Genomic DNA, 17847 nt, shown 5'->3' with positions numbered 1-17847 from the left:
GTTTAGGTCAATTATCATTATCCTTTCATCAAATTGATCAATAATGAACCATCATATAAAGCTTTTTTAACTGAGGCTACAGCCGATAATGTTCCAGAGTTATTGAATTCCGTTGCAACCAACGTAACTTGTTTACTATAAGCAGGCAAAGATTGCTGTTTAATACATTCATTGATGATCGGGTATAAAATCTGCTGGCAAGTGTTAAGAGGAGAACCAATCAAAATTTTCTCTGGATTAAATAGGTTCACCATAATTGCGATAATACGACCAATTTTCACACCTATATCACGAATAATATCCATGGCTAAAATATCGCGTTTATTGGCTGCCTGACAGAGTGACTCAATAGTTAGCGACTCATCATTAAGTAAAGAATCTGGGGCAGTTGTTAACAACTGTTTTGTTCTGGATAAAATATGGCTGATATTTGTAACGGTTTCCAGACAGCCTAAGTTTCCGCACTGGCAGAGTTCACCGTTGGGTTCAGATTGGATATGCCCTATTTCCATTACACTACGGTTACCTGAATGTAATGTTTGTCCTGCAATGATAACGCCAGCACCGATATTATCATCAATAACAATTTGGATAATATTCTGGCAGTTTTTTGCCGCCCCATATAATGATTCAGCTATCGTCCAGGCGGTTATTTCATGTTGAAGAAATATCGGTAGTCCAGTGCGGCGATGCAAATATTCACTTATTGGCAATTCCTGAACCTGATAGTAAGGAAAACTATGGATGAGTCCTTTGGTTGGATCAACAATAGCATTTATAGTAATACTGATTGCCGTCAAACGCTCAAGACAGGATTGATAGCAGCTGAAAAATGAATCAATTTCATCAACAATTCTGTCTAAAAAGGATTTGTCATTGTTGGCAGGTAATGGCAATACATCTTCAACAATTAATTTGCCACTGAGATCGCGAAGACCCAACATCAAATTTCCCAGACTAATACTGACACATAAAAAATGCCAACTTTCAGAAGCAAGCCTCAGCCCGGTTGCTGGACGCCCTCTGAATCCTAAATCCAGAAACTCTGTTTCCATGACTAAATGAGCATCAACCAGCTCACGGACAATTTTGGTAATACTGGCTGGAGCTAGTTGAGCTTTTTTAGAGAGCTCAATACGGGAAATCGGGCCATATTGATCAATTAATCGGTAAACAGTACCAATATTATTCTGCTTTATTTGATCAATGTGACTTGGTTGTCCATCCATATTCACCCTTTTGCTCGTTAATTAATTCGTGCTCCAAAATAATTGAAGGCTGATTATGTCGATGTTTTAGGCAAAAGGTATCATTCTTTCAATCAATATGTGATATTAAACACGAAATTTAGCTAATTTCTACTCATTTTTCTCGTTCAAAATGTTAGATATGAGTAATTTTATCAGCCTGTTCGCTGCTGCTGATACCGGTCGATTTTTATGGTTTACCAACCACACTTCAGAAAAAGAGTGATTATCCGCTATTGGAATATATTGGACACCATCGACTTTCATTCGCGTAAAGGACTCGGTAACAACACTTATCCCTAACCCAGCAGAGACAAGACCGAGAATTGTCATTGCTTCGCCTGCTTCCTGTGAGATCATAGGTGTCACGCCAGCTTCAGCGAGTAAAGTGATTATTTCATCATATAAAGCCGTCCCGACTTCGCGCTCAAAAAATACCAATGGATAACCAGCCAGCATTTCGAGTTTTATTCCCTGCTGGGTAAATTCCAACAAAGGGTGTCCATCACAAACAGCAAGTACAAAAGATTCGCGAAATAATAGCCGATACTCAAGGTTATCTGGTAATTGAGTATTACGCATGATACCGATATCTATCCGCCCAGTGAGTAATGGTGAGATCTGTTGTTTAGTATTCATTTGGTGCATATGAATAGATACCTCCGGATAACACTCCCGGAATTGGCGTAAACTAAGAGTGACCTTCGGCATAAAAGGGGTTGTAGAGGTGAAACCGATTGATATTTCACCTAATTCCCCTTTTTGCATTCTCGCTGCTTTTGTTGCAGCAGCATCAACCTGAGCCAGAATTTGGTAAGCTTCCTCCAGAAACATGTTACCTGCCGGAGTCAGTTTCACATTTCGGTTATTACGTTCTAGTAACTGTGCGTTTATACTATTTTCAAGCGATTGAATTTGTTGGCTTAATGGCGGCTGTGAAATGTTAAGCCGTTCTGCCGCGCGACCAAAATGTAATTCTTCTGCAACTGCAATAAAGTAGCGTAAATGCCGTAATTCAATAGCCATAATCACCTTTAATATTTAATACATATCATTATGAATGATTAATATATTAGACAAAATATTTCACAATTCATATGCTTGATTTAGTCAAAACCAAAGTTACTTATTATGAGTTAAGTAAGGATTCATGTGAGCACTATCCATAGCATTAGTGAAAACCGGGTTTCTGGTAAGAATCTTGTCCAAAATATTCAAAATGAGAAAAATTATATTCAGAAAAAAGACGCTTTGTACATTAGAGTGACGTTGTCACTCTTTACTGTAGGATTAGCCTCGTTTGCCTTGCTCTATTTTGTTCAGCCGATTCTACCGATGTTATCAGAGGACTTTGGTGTTTCTCCGGCAACCAGCAGTTTATCTTTATCACTTTCGACTGGCATGCTGGCTTTGGGATTATTGATAACGGGTCCTTTGTCTGATGCCATTGGTCGTAAAAATATCATGGTAACTGCATTGTCTGCCGCTGCAATTTTCACTTTACTAAGTGCATTTATGACCAGTTGGTCTGGAATTCTAATTGTACGCATTCTGGTTGGTTTGTCTCTCAGCGGTGTAGCTGCTGTTGCTATGACTTATCTTAGTGAGGAAATTCATCCAAATTTTGTTGCTTTATCAATGGGGCTTTATATCAGCGGTAATTCTATTGGTGGAATGAGTGGACGATTAATATCGGGTATTATCACTGATTATTTCTCATGGCGTATTTCTATCATCGTATTAGGTGCATTTGCATTGATTGCTGCCATTATGTTTTGTCGTATGTTACCTCAATCGCGTCATTTTCGTCCAAGCTCCTTGAAACCAAAATCTTTATTGATAAACCTGAAGTTACACTTTCGTGATAAAGGATTGCCATTATTATTTTCTGAGGCATTTTTGCTGATGGGTGGCTTTATTACGGTGTTTAATTATATAGGTTATCGTTTATTAGACTCACCTTATCATTTCAGTCAGTCAACTGTAGGTATATTATCCATTGTATATCTTGCAGGTACATACAGTGCATCTAAAGCAGGCGCATTAACCCGTAAATATGGACTTGGAAAAGTTTTGATAGCTACGATTAGTATGATGCTGGTTGGTATTCTTATTACTATGCTATCGTCTGTAATGATGATTATGATTGGCATAACAGTATTAACCTCCGGTTTCTTTGCAGCACATGCTGTCGCTAGCAGTTGGGTTGGACGTCGTGCTCGCCGGGCTAAAGCCCAAGCTTCTTCTCTTTATCTCTTTTGCTACTATGCTGGCTCAAGTGTAGCAGGTACCCTTGGTGGTATATTCTGGCTTCAATTAGGTTGGAATGGGGTTGTGTTATTTATTACCATTCTTACCCTTTTAGCCTTATTTTTGGGGTTTAAACTCATTAAGTTACCTGATGCAAAAATAACATATTAGGAAATATAACCACCCAATTTGGGTATTGCTGAACTGCACCAATGTAGCAATACCAGATTGAATCAACGTGAAGCGAAACCGTTATTCATGGATATTGAACAACAGGCCGGGTATGGATATAAAGCTCTCCTAGAGGTCCGTTTGGAAAACGGAAAATATCCCACGCTAAGCCTGTTTTTTATACAGCCATGTAATGATGCTTGATTTCGCTGACTGCACCATGAAGGGCGCAAACTTCACGACAGCAAAGCAGAGACATCACACTTGATTTAAATTTTTGTCTGATTAACCCGCACAGACAGCTCCTCGTGACTTTCTTTTCGCTCACTGTATCTGTCGGCAAGGTATCCCGTATGCCCTTTCAGCAGGAGCGTGACTTTAAACAGCTCTTCAGTGACGTCGACGATACGGTCGTACCACGAGGAGGGCTTCATACGCCCATTGTCATCGAACTCCTGCCAGGCTTTTGCCACCGAGGACTGGTTGGGGATGGTGAACATACGCATCCACCGGCCCAGAATCCGCATCTGGTTAACGGCATTGAAGGACTGCGACCCGCCGCAGACCTGCATCACCGCCAGCGTTTTTCCCTGAGAGGGGCGAACGGCACCTTCGCTTAATGGTATCCAGTCGATCTGTGCCTTCATAATTGCGCTCATCGCACCGTGCCGTTCCGGGGAACTCCAAACCATCCCATCACACCATCTGACCAGCTCACGGAGCTCGACGACCTTTGGATGTGTTTCCGGTGCATCGTCGGGTAATGGTAGTCCGGAAGGGTTAAACATTTTCATCTCCGCCCCCATAGCGGCCAGTAGTCGTCCCGCTTCCTCAGCAGCAAAACGGCTGTACGAGCGTTCTCTTACCGAACCATACAAAATCAGGATTCGTGGTGGTTCCTGTAGATGCAGGCGTTCCGCGATACGTTCATCAAAGCAATCAGCGTTCAGGGCAGGAAATTGTTCCATTTTTCTCCTCCGAAAGATTTGGGGATTCAAATCTCAATATATATGATTTACCATATATGTATTCTAAAGGGAACGGAGTAAAAAATGCTACAACCTGTTCAACTTTTCAAAATCCTGTCGGACGAAACGCGACTCGCTATCATCCTGCTTCTCAGGGAGTCCGGAGAACTATGCGTCTGCGATATTTGTGCAGCCACCTCGGAATCACAGCCCAAAATTTCGCGCCATATGGCAATCTTGCGCGAGGCTGAGCTGGTTATGGACCGCCGTGAAGGGAAATGGGTTCACTACCGTCTGTCACCTCACATGCCTGCCTGGGCGGCTGAAACAATCACGACTTCCTGGCTGTGCCTGCGGGAGGATGTACGTAAATGGCTGGACAAATCGGCCTGCACCTCCTGCTAGGGAAGGAAAACACATGCATATGATCATATTTATTGGAGTCTGAAATGCTTTTGGCAGGGAGTATATTTTTACTGACGCTGGTACTCGTTATCTGGCAACCCAGAGGGCTTAGCATCGGCTGGAGTGCAAGTATCGGGGCTGTACTGGCACTGGCTTCTGGTGTTATTCACCTCGATGATATCCCCGTTGTCTGGAACATTGTCTGGAACGCGACAGCTACATTTATCGCAGTGATTATTATCAGCCTGCTGCTTGATGAGTCGGGTTTCTTTGAATGGACAGCACTGCATGTTTCCCGCTGGGGTAATGGGCGCGGGCGCTTATTGTTTACCTGGATAGTCTTGCTTGGCGCCGCCGTAGCTGCGCTATTTGCCAACGATGGTGCGGCGCTGATCCTGACGCCGATAGTGATAGCCATGCTGCTTGCGCTGGGGTTCAGTAAAGGGACTACGCTGGCTTTTGTGATGGCCGCGGGATTCATTGCTGATACCGCCAGCTTGCCGCTCATAGTCTCTAATCTGGTGAATATCGTTTCGGCTGATTACTTTGGCTTGGGCTTTACGCAATATGCTTCTGTCATGGTTCCCGTAGATGTGGCGGCGATTGCAGCCACACTGATGATGCTGCATCTGTTCTTTCGCAGGGATATCCCGACGACATATGACGTTTCGTTACTGAAGTCACCCACAAGCGCAATAAAGGATTTAGCGACGTTCAGGGCAGGCTGGATTGTCCTGCTGTTCCTGCTGATCGGTTTCTTCGTTCTGGAGCCTTTGGGTCTTCCCGTCAGCGCGATAGCAGCAGTCGGAGCCGTTGTACTGTTTGTCGTCGCGAAGAGAGGCCATGTGATTAATACGGGAAAAGTGCTGCGTGGAGCGCCCTGGCAGATCGTTATTTTCTCCCTAGGCATGTACCTGGTGGTCTATGGACTCCGCAACGCGGGCCTCACGGAGTACCTGTCTGGCGTGCTGAATATGCTGGCAGATAAGGGCTTATGGGCTGCAACGTTTGGTACCGGCTTCCTGACGGCCTTCCTGTCGTCGATCATGAATAATATGCCAACAGTGCTGGTTGGGGCATTGTCGATTGACGGGAGCACAGCTTCTGGTGTTATCAAAGAGGCCATGGTCTATGCCAACGTGATTGGCTGCGATTTAGGCCCGAAAATCACCCCGATTGGTAGTCTGGCCACGTTGCTGTGGCTGCATGTGCTCTCGCAGAAAAATATGAAGATCACCTGGGGATATTACTTTCGTACCGGCATTGTTATGACCCTGCCGGTTCTATTTGTTACTCTGGCCGCGCTGGCTCTGCGGCTCTCTGTCACTCTGTAATGAGATACTGTTATGAGCAACATTACTAACCTCAGCTTCGTTTAAAAATAGCGATATCACAATCCCGTAAATTCAAGCTCGGTTTGCTGGACTGGTTTCGCGATCCCGTCCCTGCGTCGACGTGTGCAGGCGGGACTGAATAAAGGTAAGGCCCTTGCCCGAGCCGTTTTCATGCATCGGTTGGGGGAAATCAGGGATAGTGGGCTGGAAAATCAGAGCTACCGCGCCAGTGGGCTGACATTGCTGACTGCGGCGATCTCACTTAGCATTTGACAATCGTTGGATGTCTTTATAATTGCTCACAGCAAGGTACTGGCAACTTCTATACAGGTTTTAATGGGCAGCCACATTCCAAGACATGAAGGGTCGTCTGGCTCGACGGGTAAAAAATCATACTGCCGATAAAACGAAATGACCTCTGGGGTCATAGGATCAACAAATAGTCCGATAGCTGATATTTGTTGTGCGACCAACACGGTGCGATAGATGGCATCAATCAATAATTTTTCGCCTAATCGTTTCCTCTGGCACGAATGATCCACCGCAAGACGGGCTAGTTTTACTGCATTAAGTGGATGAGGATACTTTTTATAGTCTTTATGGGCGGGCGGCGTTGTTATTGAATACCCAGTCAGCGTGTGATAACCGATGATAGCTTTGGGTGTCGAATCCCAGCAGGCCACGTAAGTTTTTGATATGTGCTTTACGGTTTTCTGCCGGGCTTGTTGCTGTAAGAACTTATTTAATTCATTGACGCGGCAATCAAACACTTTGCGATTATGTTGATGGGTTATTTCTTCAATGGTTATCATTTCACTGCATCCTTGTAGCCCAGCGCTGCTTTAAGTAGCTTCTTGTTTGCTTTTGGAGGATTTTCCAGCGCAGCGAACAGTGCATCCGCACCGGCCATCGACAAATGTAATGTTTCAGTTCGTTCAATCACGTTACGGGCCTTATCCATTGCCGACTCAATAAGGAATTGTGAAAGGGTTGTACCGGAGTAATCAGCCGCCCTTTGAATAATTTCTTGTATCTCTGCGGATGTTCGTGCAACCAAGCGAGTTTCTTTACGTTCTGCGTTAGTGGTCATAATTTTACCTATTGTCATCAGTATTAATAAATTCCATCAGGTATCATTATGGCACGCGAAAATAATGTATGCCACAATGACACACAAAAATAGCAATAAACTCCATTTTTAATCCATCATATGAGGTTCAGCTAACCTAAAATAATGTGAGGCACAAATAACGATGTATCTTTTGTGATTCGGCCAATATCTTCCCTCACCGATAGACCAGCGGGTCTGTCATTAATAAGCCAGCTACCGATAAGTACATGGTTCTCACCGAATTTTGGTAACGGAGTATATTGTTGCACGATGTAACCCTCTTCCCCATAAGGTCCATCGATTTTCTCAATCACTTTGCCGTCTTTATAAATACTGATATTCGACCCCTCACGACTAAATATTGGCTTCTTGACATAATGAGTCAGGCGTTTGGCTTTTGGGTCATCGGCAAAGTAAGCCTCAAGCAGGTTTGGATGTCCTGGGAACATATCCCAAAGCAACGGCAAGATGGCTTTATTTGAGGTAATACACTTCCACATTGGCTCAAACCAGTTAACACCAGCAGTTGCTAGATGCTGAGCATATTCCTCGCGGAACATAAACTCCCATGGGTATAACTTGAACATAGAATCGATGATTTTACTATTGTTGTCCGTAAACTTGCCGCATTCGCTTAGGCCAATGTCTTCAACATAGACAAACTCAGTATGAATGCCAGCATCCTTAGCACAATCAGCCATATAATCGACTGTACCCTTGTCTTCTTCTGTACCCTTGCAGCATGTAAAATGAAGTGTGTTGAATGGCAAAAATGGTTTAAGTTCGTGGAAGCGATTCACAAGCAACTCTTGCAGAAGGTTGAACTGATCTGCCGAGCGCGGTACTTTGCCGCGATTAACCTTATCTTCCAGCCACAACCAACCAAAGAAACCCAGTTCATAGATCGAGGTCGGCGTATCTGAGTTGATTTCTAATAACTTGGCTGGATTTTTACCGTCATAGGCAAAATCGAGTCGACTGTAGAGGCTCGGGTCTTTGCGTTGCCAAGATTCACGCACCAACCGCCACATTATTTCTGGAATTTGGAATTTAGCCATCAGCTTGTCGCTGTTAATCACTCGTTCTATCGCTTGAAGGCTCAGCTGGTGGATTTCCTCTGTCGGATCTTCAATATGTTCCTCTATCTGCTTGAGAGTAAATTGATAGTAACGGTCTTCGATCCAGTACGGTTCATCATCAATCGTGTGGAAACCAAAACCGAATTCTTTTGCGCGTTCTTTCCAATCATGGCGTGGTGCCGTTGAAATTTGTAGCATTCTTTAACCTTTCGATACTTCTTATCTGAATATCGGAGAAAATTATCGCCCAGACGTCTAATTCCGTAATTAATGATGAGCTTATGCAAAATTCTGATAACAAAGAGGCTTGATAAAAACAGCCTCCGAATTAGATGTCAGAGTGGGTTTAACTGCCCCATCCTCCCCAGCTTGACTTTGCTGAGGAGGTTGAGCCAAAACCACCTTTAGATTTGGTAGTTACGATGGGTTTACTATCTGCGGTCTTAATCATGTCCTTGAATCCTGTTGAAGGGCTGACATGAGTGCCACCGTAGTAACCTGTTTCTAATTGCTGCGCTTTCTCACGATTTAGGCGCTCTCTATGCATCCTCTCTCTCTGCTTACACTCTGAATAATTGCCTATTTCAGAAGCTATATAAGCATTTCCCAGAGTGTTTATGTTTAATACTGAGTTTGTCGCAGAGGTATTTTCTGCCCTCTTGCCTGAGTTTTGAAAAACCTCTGGCAGGCGAACAGTCTCTAGGGGATGTAAATAACGTTGGTTCATCTCGAACTGGATATTGTCCATATTAGAGTAAGAGCCAATGACTTTGCCATCAGCGAAGAACAGCTTATCATACAGGTCGCTGTAGCTTGATGTTGAAGTGAATATTGGCTGGTAGAACACATTACGGTATTGGTCAGAAAGGTTGTACTTGTTGAAATCCTCAGGCTTTACATCAGCCATCATAAAGGCAGCCATTTTTGGTCGATAACCAAGCTTGTCCGGCATCTCTTTACATTCGCCGTACTCAAGTTTACACATTGCTTCTTGCCTGAATTTTTGTGATGTACGATCTGCTTCACGTAATGCTGCCTTGTACGTGGCTTCACATTCAGTAGTGATAGTATTCTGTGGATCATTTTGGCAAGCCGCTAAGTCCTTATAGATCCTGATTGACAGTTTGTCGGTTGATTGGCTACAGCTAGCTATACAACCAACACTAAGCGCTAGCGAAGTGAATGAGAAAGTTCGCCAGTATTTACGCTTATTCTCAATGTTGATGTCTGTGCTGCGCATTCTGCGCTTTTTATTCTTGCTCGTCATACAACCTCTGAATTAGTAAGTCATACAAGCTGCGTTTAGAAGACCAACAGAAATTGAAACGGCAGCCAGAACTACAGCTGCTGGGATCTCATTGTTTTCAATACGAGATACGATTTTCGGCATCATGAATACGCGCACCATGAAGAAGCCAGCAATTTGAGCGAGTAATGCAACAACACCCCACATAACGAAATCAGTCACGCCGACAGAGTTGCTTGCTGCACTTGCAATTGCGATGGTATAACCTACCAAAGCCCCTCCCAGCGATATTGCAGCCGCTGTGTTCTTTTCTTCTTTGATCAGCTTCCATTCATCATGTGGAGTCACCATAATGTAAACGAATTTGAATATAATGAAGAAAACGAGCGCCAGACCAAAGCATAATCCAAAGTTGGCTACACTATTAATAAATTGAGTTAAAGCTTGTTCTTCATTTACTAGTGTAATCATTTATGCTACCACTCTAAAACCTGTTTGATTAAGTTGAATACCGGTACTTTGTACCATTAGTCTGTCTAAGTTATTGCTTACAATTTTCTCTTCGCCGGCAATCAGAAGCTCTTCTGTTTTGTTATCTGAAACCTGACGTGTGTAAACCATTACAAACTGGTCTGTTTCAGTCATGTTGCTGTTCTTATGGTAGGTTTTCTCCGTCATAGCTACCGGTTTCGTATTACTCCACAACTGAGAAAATTGAGTGCCATCGAGGTCATATTGACCGTTCGGTGTGATGATGCCATTTTCAATCAACGCATCCCACTGGGTTTGGGAATCGATCGGTTTAGTTTCGTAGAAGTACCAAAGGCTCACTTCTTTCACACCATCATCGTTCTCACCTTCTTGAAGTACCTGGAGGTAGCCTTCATCATCGGTGTAGTAGCGAACCAAGCGCATATTATCGCCAAGGTCAATAACACCAACAGCGCATATAAGCTGAGTTGAGGCCGCATTTTCGATGGTAAGATCAGACTCAATCAGTTTTAGTATGAGCGGGTCTATCTCAAATGCACCACCAATCCGCAACCCCAATATTTCTGGTACCTTCGGACCAACAGGCACAACTTCCTTGCGGCGAAGTGCTTTATTAAACGCGTCAGCGATTTTGGAAAACATAGAAACATCCTTTGAAGAGGAAGACCCTAAGGAACAGGGCCTTTATCTAACAACCAGGGGATTACTTGCCAAGAATACGGGCAAGTTCGTCTTCCGCAGATGCAGAACTTGAGGTAATGCCAGCTGCTTTAAGTTTTTTGTCCAAATCGCTTGAAGTTGCGTTATCGTGAAGCTCTTGCTGAGCCTCGAACTGGGCAGCTTTCTCAGCCTGGCGTGCTTTGATACGTTCAAGCGAATCAAGAGCGGTAGATGTTTTAGATGATGCGCCAACGACAGAGTTGTGGGTAGCAGCCTGTGCTTTTTGTACCTGTTCAGTTGCTTTAACAAGGTCTACTTGGTTCTCAAGCTGAGACACTTTTTCTTTAGCTTCTTGCACAGTGCGGCGGTGGGTAACTTCAACTTTCTTGAAAGCTTCAAGCTGTGATTGCTCTGTTTCCAATTCACCACGCAGGCCAGCAACTTTCTGAGCACATTCTAAAGCAAGCCCATTGTCACCTTTATTAGCCGCAGAGCGAGCGTGATTTTCGTATTCACTGATACTGGTTTCGATAGATGAAACCTTTTTTTCTGCCACTTTGCGCTTAGCGATAATGCCAATCAGGCTTTCATCAGCGCGGCGAATTTCTGCTTTTGTTTCACGAAGCTCCTGATCAAGAATGGTCAGCGCTTTCCCATCAGCTACAGATTCTGCTGCGTTGTTTACAGTTCCTTTAATTGCTTTGAAAAGCTTTTTCCATACACTGCTCATAATATTTTTACCCTATGTTGTTATTTTAGAAACTCAGAATACGCATCAAGAAGCTCAGCAATGTTGGTGAATAACATAGAAACTTCGATGACAATACTCTCCATTTTTGATTCTGAAGATAAAGCGCCAAAAGCTGCATAGTAAGATTGACCATCTACTACAGTAATTCCAACAGAAGTCAGAGGGATCATCTTGTGCGTTTCTAAAATGAACTTATTTAAGGCCGCTGTATCCGAAACATATTCTTCCGAGAACAGCAGCGCTTCTACTGTGATTTGTTTTCCACAAATGGCTAAATGTGCCTTAATGCCGTCTTCGTTAGTGATTACGAGACATTCACCTATTTGCTCTACAGTCCAATTGTTATCAGACTTTTCAAGCTCAGTTATTACTTGATTTAATTCCAAGTTACTTACTCCAATCGTTTGTGTAGTTTTCCAGCCACAACCCGTATTTTACAGCACTAATTTTAACAAATATCGTATCCAGATAAATAGTAGAACACTTAAGCAGTTCAACTAGGTTTTGAACTATCAGAACTATCGCTGAATAATACAAGATCACTAACCAGACTGAATTATGCTTATCATAACATCGATACTCCGTAATTCGCCAAAACGTTTTATTATGCTCCCCCGCTATATTGCTGCTATCCCCACAAACAAATTCATTTGCCAGCCAAATACCATTTTAGGAACTATTGTGTGGATGATTGAGTTCATACTTTGCAATGACTCAATAAAACAGACTGACGGTGACACATCACCATACTATATACCTGTTATCTTTCAAGTTGCCTCTTTATTGGCTGCATTCACTCACCCCGGTCACAGAGTTATCTATGCTCCCTTGCCGTCGCCATCCATCTTGAAATCTATTGGGTATAAATACGTGTTTTTAAATGAGCAGGCGCCCCGTTCAAAATGCAAAAATTGTCTTTTTCATCAGTAAGGTAGAATAAATTATAGAAATCTTATCCTTTTATATTACAAAAAATAATAACAGGCACTTTTAATGAAAAATTTCAATACCTTAATGTAATTAGATTATTAATTAATTTATGAAATGGATAATCATATTATATTCATCTAGGATAATAATTAAGTCCCGGGGCTTTGTTTGTCATAGACTAATTATCCTGTCTAATGGAGGGCACTATTATGTACAAACATAAAGTGAGAATTATGACTTTAGCCACTACTGTAATCGCAGCTTTATTTAATGGAGCATGGGCTCATGGTTACATTGATAGTCCAGGAAGTCGGGCATTCCTTTGTTCTGCACAGGGAAATAAACAAAATACAGATTGTGGGTTGGTAGAATATGAACCTCAATCTCTTGAAGCTAAAAAAGGCTTCCCGCAAGCTGGCCCAGAAGATGGTCATATTGCCAGTGCGGGTATTGGTCACTTTGACGCATTGGATGTTCAAACAGCAGAGCGATGGAAGAAAATTCCCATTACTACCGGTGATATTGAATTCAAATGGGAAATTGTAATCCAACACAAGACTTCAAGTTGGGAATATTTTATTACTAAATTAGACTGGGACCCCAATAAGCCTTTAACCAGAGAGCAATTTAATAGTACACCTTTCTGCTTTGAGGATTACCAGGAAAAAATGCCGGGGAATGAAGTTATTAATAAATGTACTTTGCCAGAAGGTTATCAAGGTTATCACGTTATATTGGGTGTCTGGACAGTTGCAGATACCCTGAATGCATTTTACCAAGTGATTGATACAACAATTAACCCTGCCTGATATCCAATAGATGTTGCAAGACAATAATTATTGGGAACAGCATAACGCTGTTCCTTTTTAGTTTCAATTTAACTTAAATGATGAAAGTACGCTGTACTAACCAGCAGGCCGTAATAAACAGAGTGACTGCGGCAATGCATTCTATAATACGGTACTGCCATGGTTTCGATATGAAGGCTGAGAACTTGCGAGAACTATAGGCCAGACCGTAGAACCAAACAGACGAGGCCGCAAGTGCACCAGCCATGAACAAAATTCGATGACTGGCAGGATAAGGCGCTGCTGTTGATCCCAGGATGACAACGGTTTCCAGTAGCGCTAAAGGGTTCAGGAACGAGAGAACGAGTCCGCGTTTCACCATGTTAAAAGGTCTGGTATTTTGTTTCTCACTGAGGGTAATAGCCTCCCCACTCTCACTTATAGATCGACGCCCTGCCTGGAACGCCAAGAATAGAAGGAACACTATGGTAAATGACATCAAAACCATAGTTATTTCTCGATTCAACGCAATGATACTTCCAACACCTAAAGCACCTATGGTAATCAGGATTGCATCACAAGCCACAAACACTGAAGCGAGCAGAATTGCACGGTCATTCAGCAGACCGACCCGAAGGATTTCTATATTCTGAGGACCAATCGAAATTACCAGCCCTAAGCACAAAATAAAACCATTAATTAATGCCAACATAATCCTTCCAAAGTATTGTTTTAAGTATCACCCGGTATATCTAGATTTGCTGGAAAATCAGGTCGTCTCGATGCACTCTTGCTACCTGATTATCAAATTATTCATGATATTGACCTCCAAAGAAACATCGACACAGCGGCCTACCCCACTGGCAAGTCGCCGCAATGTTCTTTAAGCATAAAACAATCAATGCTGTTACACTATTGGAGCAACAGTTTATGTGATATGGGTATTTATTTAATTTTACTTAGCTGTTTTAGTGGACAGACGAGTTTGATGTTTATGTTTTTTGTTCTATAATGAAAAGCATGTTGTAACTAAAACTGTTACTTATATGAATAAATACTTATCAATTGAAAACTTGAATAGTTGCTTTCAAAAACAAGAAAGCAGATTGAAACAATTGTATGAACTTCTTCATAGTTACACTTTGCTGGCCGCCCATGTATTTGTTCTGCCCAATGTAGAAAAAGGCAGTGAACATGATCCAATAACAGAAATAACTGTTAATAAAACGACAGGTAATGAAGCATTAGATTTAGGTTTAAGCCATTATCTGAAGCTATTTATCCATCACAACAATCAAAATATCAGCAGTAAAGCAGCTGTTCGCCTTCCTGGTGTATTGTGTTTTTCTGTGAACCAACCACAATATCACTCTGCTTTACTTTTGATTGAAGAAATTAATAAGTTGAAAGCAGAACTTGAACATATCGTAACTATTCAATCAGGCGTAAATAAAGAACAACGATTTGAATTTGTTCACAATCAATTACATGGATTGATTACACTAAATGCCTACAGAACCATAACTCCCCTTCTCAATCCTGATTCCGTTCGTTTTGGTTGGGCAAATAAAAACATCATCAATAAAGTCACAAAAAATCAAATTCTGCAACGTTTGGAGAAAAGTTATCACTCTGGGCGTGCAGTTTCTCCTTATTCTCGGGAACAATGGGCAGAATTAGTTGCCAGAGAAATCATCGATATAAAAAAATTGTCCAATGATGTGGTTTTAAAAATAAAACGCCCTGTAAAAGTGCAACCTATTGCACGAGTCTGGTATACCGATCAACAAAAGCAGGTGCAATATGCTTGCCCTCTACCAATTATTGCGTTTTATGTTAACTCTGGTGATAACAAACCAAAGATAGGTGAACTTAGTGATTACAATGCTAATACAATAGTACATCGCCATAAACCCAAAGCTAAACCACTGGAGCTGATTATTCCCAGACTACATTTATATCGTGAAATTTAAACGAAAAGTAGCCAACAATAATTGCAAATTGCAGGGCAAGAAAATTGCCCTGCAAGATTTTTAATCCAAAGGACATACCCGAATAATATGACCATCGGGATCTTCAGCAAGGAAAGTACGGCCAAAAACTTCAGTGTAAGGTTCCTGCACAATCTTGATGTCGGGGTTCTTCTGCCATTCTGCAAAAAAGCGATCTACATCTTCGCTGGATGGCAACATAATACCGATCTCAGAGAACCGCGGGACAGCAACATCTGGTTTTGTTCCCCCCGACCAAATGGCAAACAATGCTTCGTCGCCAGCAGAAAATGCCACATAACGGGGACTCGAAAACACCGGTTCAGAATTGAAAAGTGTCTGGTAAAAGGCCGTTGAACGATCAATATCAGATACGTAGACAAGTTGAAGGTTAGGTTTAGAGGATATTGTCATTATGTAATTCTCATGCAAGTTTGATTCATCTAAGAGAGTAAAAATAAATTGTTATAGGGTTTGAGGTTCAATGGAACAATGGAACAATGGAACAATGGAACGAAAACATACTTAACTATATAAAAATATAAATCGACTCTAATTAACGTAAGTTTCGATTAATATTCCAGTATTCGAGTGTATGGGGTGCGCTAATGCCAAAGATATCGCAAATTTTTATTATCATATAATCAAAATCATTTTTACTACCAACAAAGACATCAGGGAATTCTTTTAGGATTTTATTTGTTTTATCAAACTCCATTTCTGTTGCTTCTGCTTTAAAAAACATTTGCTTATAAGATGGCTCAATAATATCAATTTGGTCCTTGCTCAAAACAAAATAGTGCTCTTTAGATGGGTTAACTTTTTCATAATATTTATCATCAACATATTGCAATACCTCGTCGGAACATTCTCCACAATACCCCTTTCTACTTTCGAGGAGTATTTTCCGCTCGTATGGGTTTTGCTGGTAATAATTAAACCCGAACATTTCATTGTTTTTTATGATGATATCATTTAATCGAGCCTCTACTTTATTGTTCAGAATACCTCCTGTTTCATTATCGCTTCCATAGAGGGAATGAACGTCTACTCTCCGGGGAAGTGAATCTTCAGTGCTACTGATTTTAGTTGAGATATATTGATGATTCGATACTGGTCCTAACATGTAGTTTGTCCTTTTTGGATTCAAAAATAATCGATGGAGTATAATTCACAATCTAAATTCAGTATAGTGAATGCCACCCGCCGTAAAGAGAGTTTACGGCGGATTTGCTAAAAAAGCGTATGAATTTTTCAGAATAACGTATTGAGTCCAAAGCCCTCCCTATGCCGGGAATACGAAACTACTACATCAGCTCCTGCATTTCAAGGGAAAACTGTATGTATACACAGTTATTATGATTTATCCTCAAATCACTTGTTATTTGACCTATTCAGGTCATCTGTCTATTATAAAATTGACAGATGACCAACGAGGTGCTTATGCAAGTTTTTACACCAAGCCATAAAGTCCAAAGTCCTCCCCCACTTTGGCGAACAGTGGGTTTTCCTTCAAGCAGTGGACCACATTTGAATGCAGTATTAAACGAAGGGTTACCAGTCACGATAGTTGAGAAAATACAAAATTGGTCCACATTCGGTAAAGGAGATATCCTGCGGATCGCGGGTATTCAAATACGCAGCTATTCAAGGCGCCGTTCAGGTAAAGGTAAATTCACGGCTGACGAAAGTCAGCGGATTGCCCGATTCGTTCGTGTAATGGATCACGCGGTAGATCTGTTTAACGGTGACAAAGATAAAGCAACTCAATGGATGAAGCGCCCAATCCGAGGTCTGGGATACGTCACACCTGAGTCAATGCTCGATACAGAAAGTAGCGCACTAGATGTCATGAATCTTATAGGAAGAATTGAGCACGGGATTGTATCGTGATCCTATACCGACTTACCCGTTCAAAGTATGTCGAATCAGCATGGAGCGGTACTGGAGGAAAACTGTATGGTGGCCGCTGGCACAATATAGGAAGACCAGCGGTCTATGTCGCCACTTCTATTTCTCTTGCTGTGCTGGAAATACTTGTCCATGTAGGAGATGATGAGCTTCTCGCTGATTTTTCGCTGTTGAGTATCGATATCCCAGAAAACCAAATTGATATTTTAAACATCGATACGTTACCGCCTGATTGGAATGATCCCATCCCTCCGGCTTGCACAATGGAAATAGGCAGTGAATGGTTCGAAGTTAGTCATTCCATTGGTCTGATGGTTCCCTCTGCCATCGTCCCCTACGAAAATAATGTCATGTTGAATCCCATGGCGAAGGATTTTCATAAGTATATCAATACGGTTAAACTCCTTGATTTCGGCATTGATTCTCGATTAGTAAAGGAAAAAAATAATCTGAGATGAGATAGTAAAACAAAAAACCGGAGCACCCGTCTCCGGTTAGTTTTTCATGGTAAAA

General features: G+C 41.9%; 21 protein-coding genes and 1 pseudogene. 8 read left to right on the top strand and 14 right to left on the bottom strand.

Features of this window, described 5'->3' with window-relative positions:
* Positions 1-17: 17 nt before the first annotated feature.
* Together mlc and AM629_RS01470 are read right to left on the bottom strand one after the other, a co-directional pair.
* A complete protein-coding gene (mlc, locus tag AM629_RS01475; RefSeq protein WP_161804201.1) occupies positions 18-1235 on the bottom strand; it encodes a sugar metabolism global transcriptional regulator Mlc in 1218 nt (405 codons plus the stop codon).
* A gap of 123 nt (positions 1236-1358) precedes the next feature.
* Complete coding sequence (locus AM629_RS01470) at positions 1359-2273, bottom strand: LysR family transcriptional regulator (RefSeq protein WP_054475475.1); 915 nt, start codon at positions 2271-2273, stop codon at positions 1359-1361.
* 144 nt (positions 2274-2417) lie between these two features.
* On the opposite strand from AM629_RS01470, the gene AM629_RS01465 reads away from it, so the two are divergent.
* Positions 2418-3668: an MFS transporter gene (locus AM629_RS01465; RefSeq protein WP_420806651.1), complete on the top strand. Its 1251-nt coding sequence runs from the start codon at positions 2418-2420 to the stop codon at positions 3666-3668.
* 269 nt (positions 3669-3937) lie between these two features.
* Here the strand turns inward: AM629_RS01465 and arsH are convergent, their stop codons facing one another.
* Positions 3938-4636, bottom strand: a complete 699-nt coding sequence (gene arsH / locus AM629_RS01455; RefSeq protein WP_054475471.1) for an arsenical resistance protein ArsH — start codon at positions 4634-4636, stop codon at positions 3938-3940.
* Positions 4637-4720: 84 nt separating this feature from the next.
* Here arsH and AM629_RS01450 point away from each other — a divergent pair, with 84 nt between their 5' ends.
* The 3 genes and pseudogenes from AM629_RS01450 to AM629_RS21705 all read left to right on the top strand — a co-directional run.
* Positions 4721-5041 carry a transcriptional regulator gene (locus AM629_RS01450; RefSeq protein ID WP_054475469.1) on the top strand — a complete coding sequence of 107 codons (321 nt, stop codon included), beginning with the start codon at positions 4721-4723 and terminating at the stop codon, positions 5039-5041.
* Between the two features lie 44 nt (positions 5042-5085).
* A complete protein-coding gene (locus AM629_RS01445; RefSeq protein WP_054475466.1) occupies positions 5086-6375 on the top strand; it encodes an arsenic transporter in 1290 nt (429 codons plus the stop codon).
* A gap of 111 nt (positions 6376-6486) precedes the next feature.
* A pseudogene (locus tag AM629_RS21705) lies at positions 6487-6639 on the top strand (Tn3 family transposase); the annotation flags it as partial.
* 35 nt (positions 6640-6674) lie between these two features.
* On the opposite strand, the gene AM629_RS01440 reads toward AM629_RS21705, so the two are convergent.
* The 8 genes from AM629_RS01440 to AM629_RS01405 form a co-directional block, all read right to left on the bottom strand.
* Positions 6675-7187, bottom strand: coding sequence for a GNAT family N-acetyltransferase (locus AM629_RS01440; protein ID WP_054475464.1), 513 nt, complete (start codon positions 7185-7187; stop codon positions 6675-6677).
* Complete coding sequence (locus tag AM629_RS01435) at positions 7184-7465, bottom strand: type II toxin-antitoxin system TacA family antitoxin (RefSeq protein ID WP_054475463.1); 282 nt, start codon at positions 7463-7465, stop codon at positions 7184-7186. The genes AM629_RS01440 and AM629_RS01435 overlap by 4 nt, the downstream gene beginning before the upstream one ends.
* Positions 7466-7596: 131 nt before the next feature.
* The gene (locus AM629_RS01430) at positions 7597-8763 is read right to left on the bottom strand and encodes a glutathionylspermidine synthase family protein (protein WP_054475461.1); all 1167 of its coding nucleotides are present in this window, start codon (positions 8761-8763) and stop codon (positions 7597-7599) included.
* Between the two features lie 148 nt (positions 8764-8911).
* Positions 8912-9832, bottom strand: a complete 921-nt coding sequence (locus tag AM629_RS01425) for a DUF1190 domain-containing protein (RefSeq protein ID WP_054475459.1) — start codon at positions 9830-9832, stop codon at positions 8912-8914.
* A 12-nt stretch (positions 9833-9844) separates the two neighbouring features.
* On the bottom strand, positions 9845-10282 hold the full coding sequence (locus tag AM629_RS01420; protein ID WP_054475457.1) for a DUF350 domain-containing protein: 438 nt from the start codon (positions 10280-10282) through the stop codon (positions 9845-9847).
* Complete coding sequence (locus tag AM629_RS01415) at positions 10283-10945, bottom strand: YjfK family protein (protein WP_083451847.1); 663 nt, start codon at positions 10943-10945, stop codon at positions 10283-10285.
* A gap of 61 nt (positions 10946-11006) precedes the next feature.
* Complete coding sequence (locus AM629_RS01410; RefSeq protein ID WP_054475455.1) at positions 11007-11693, bottom strand: PspA/IM30 family protein; 687 nt, start codon at positions 11691-11693, stop codon at positions 11007-11009.
* 20 nt (positions 11694-11713) lie between these two features.
* On the bottom strand, positions 11714-12100 hold the full coding sequence (locus AM629_RS01405) for a DUF2170 family protein (RefSeq protein ID WP_054475453.1): 387 nt from the start codon (positions 12098-12100) through the stop codon (positions 11714-11716).
* Positions 12101-12853: 753 nt separating this feature from the next.
* On the opposite strand from AM629_RS01405, the gene AM629_RS01400 reads away from it, so the two are divergent.
* Positions 12854-13453: a lytic polysaccharide monooxygenase gene (locus AM629_RS01400; RefSeq protein ID WP_054475452.1), complete on the top strand. Its 600-nt coding sequence runs from the start codon at positions 12854-12856 to the stop codon at positions 13451-13453.
* 73 nt (positions 13454-13526) lie between these two features.
* Here AM629_RS01400 and AM629_RS01395 read toward each other — a convergent pair whose 3' ends face one another.
* Positions 13527-14117, bottom strand: a complete 591-nt coding sequence (locus AM629_RS01395) for a LysE/ArgO family amino acid transporter (RefSeq protein WP_235525369.1) — start codon at positions 14115-14117, stop codon at positions 13527-13529.
* A 361-nt stretch (positions 14118-14478) separates the two neighbouring features.
* On the opposite strand from AM629_RS01395, the gene tus reads away from it, so the two are divergent.
* Positions 14479-15405 (top strand): DNA replication terminus site-binding protein, encoded by a 927-nt coding sequence (gene tus / locus AM629_RS01390; protein ID WP_054475448.1) that lies wholly within the window; start codon positions 14479-14481, stop codon positions 15403-15405.
* Between the two features lie 60 nt (positions 15406-15465).
* On the opposite strand, the gene AM629_RS01385 is transcribed toward tus, so the two are convergent.
* Both AM629_RS01385 and AM629_RS01380 read right to left on the bottom strand, forming a co-directional pair.
* On the bottom strand, positions 15466-15837 hold the full coding sequence (locus tag AM629_RS01385) for a VOC family protein (RefSeq protein ID WP_054475446.1): 372 nt from the start codon (positions 15835-15837) through the stop codon (positions 15466-15468).
* A 142-nt stretch (positions 15838-15979) separates the two neighbouring features.
* Positions 15980-16549 (bottom strand): hypothetical protein, encoded by a 570-nt coding sequence (locus tag AM629_RS01380; RefSeq protein WP_054475444.1) that lies wholly within the window; start codon positions 16547-16549, stop codon positions 15980-15982.
* 317 nt (positions 16550-16866) lie between these two features.
* Here AM629_RS01380 and xre point away from each other — a divergent pair, with 317 nt between their 5' ends.
* Positions 16867-17316 carry a type II toxin-antitoxin system antitoxin Xre gene (xre, locus tag AM629_RS01375; RefSeq protein WP_054475443.1) on the top strand — a complete coding sequence of 150 codons (450 nt, stop codon included), beginning with the start codon at positions 16867-16869 and terminating at the stop codon, positions 17314-17316.
* A complete protein-coding gene (locus tag AM629_RS01370) occupies positions 17313-17792 on the top strand; it encodes an RES family NAD+ phosphorylase (RefSeq protein WP_054475441.1) in 480 nt (159 codons plus the stop codon). Before xre ends, AM629_RS01370 begins: the two co-directional genes overlap by 4 nt.
* Positions 17793-17847 lie beyond the last annotated feature (55 nt).

Origin of the sequence: Photorhabdus heterorhabditis (genome assembly GCF_001280945.1) — a bacterium.
GTDB classification, from domain to species: domain Bacteria; phylum Pseudomonadota; class Gammaproteobacteria; order Enterobacterales; family Enterobacteriaceae; genus Photorhabdus; species Photorhabdus heterorhabditis.
The sequence above is the reverse complement of the archived record's forward strand: the minus strand, read 5'-3'. Positions and strand labels throughout refer to the sequence as shown.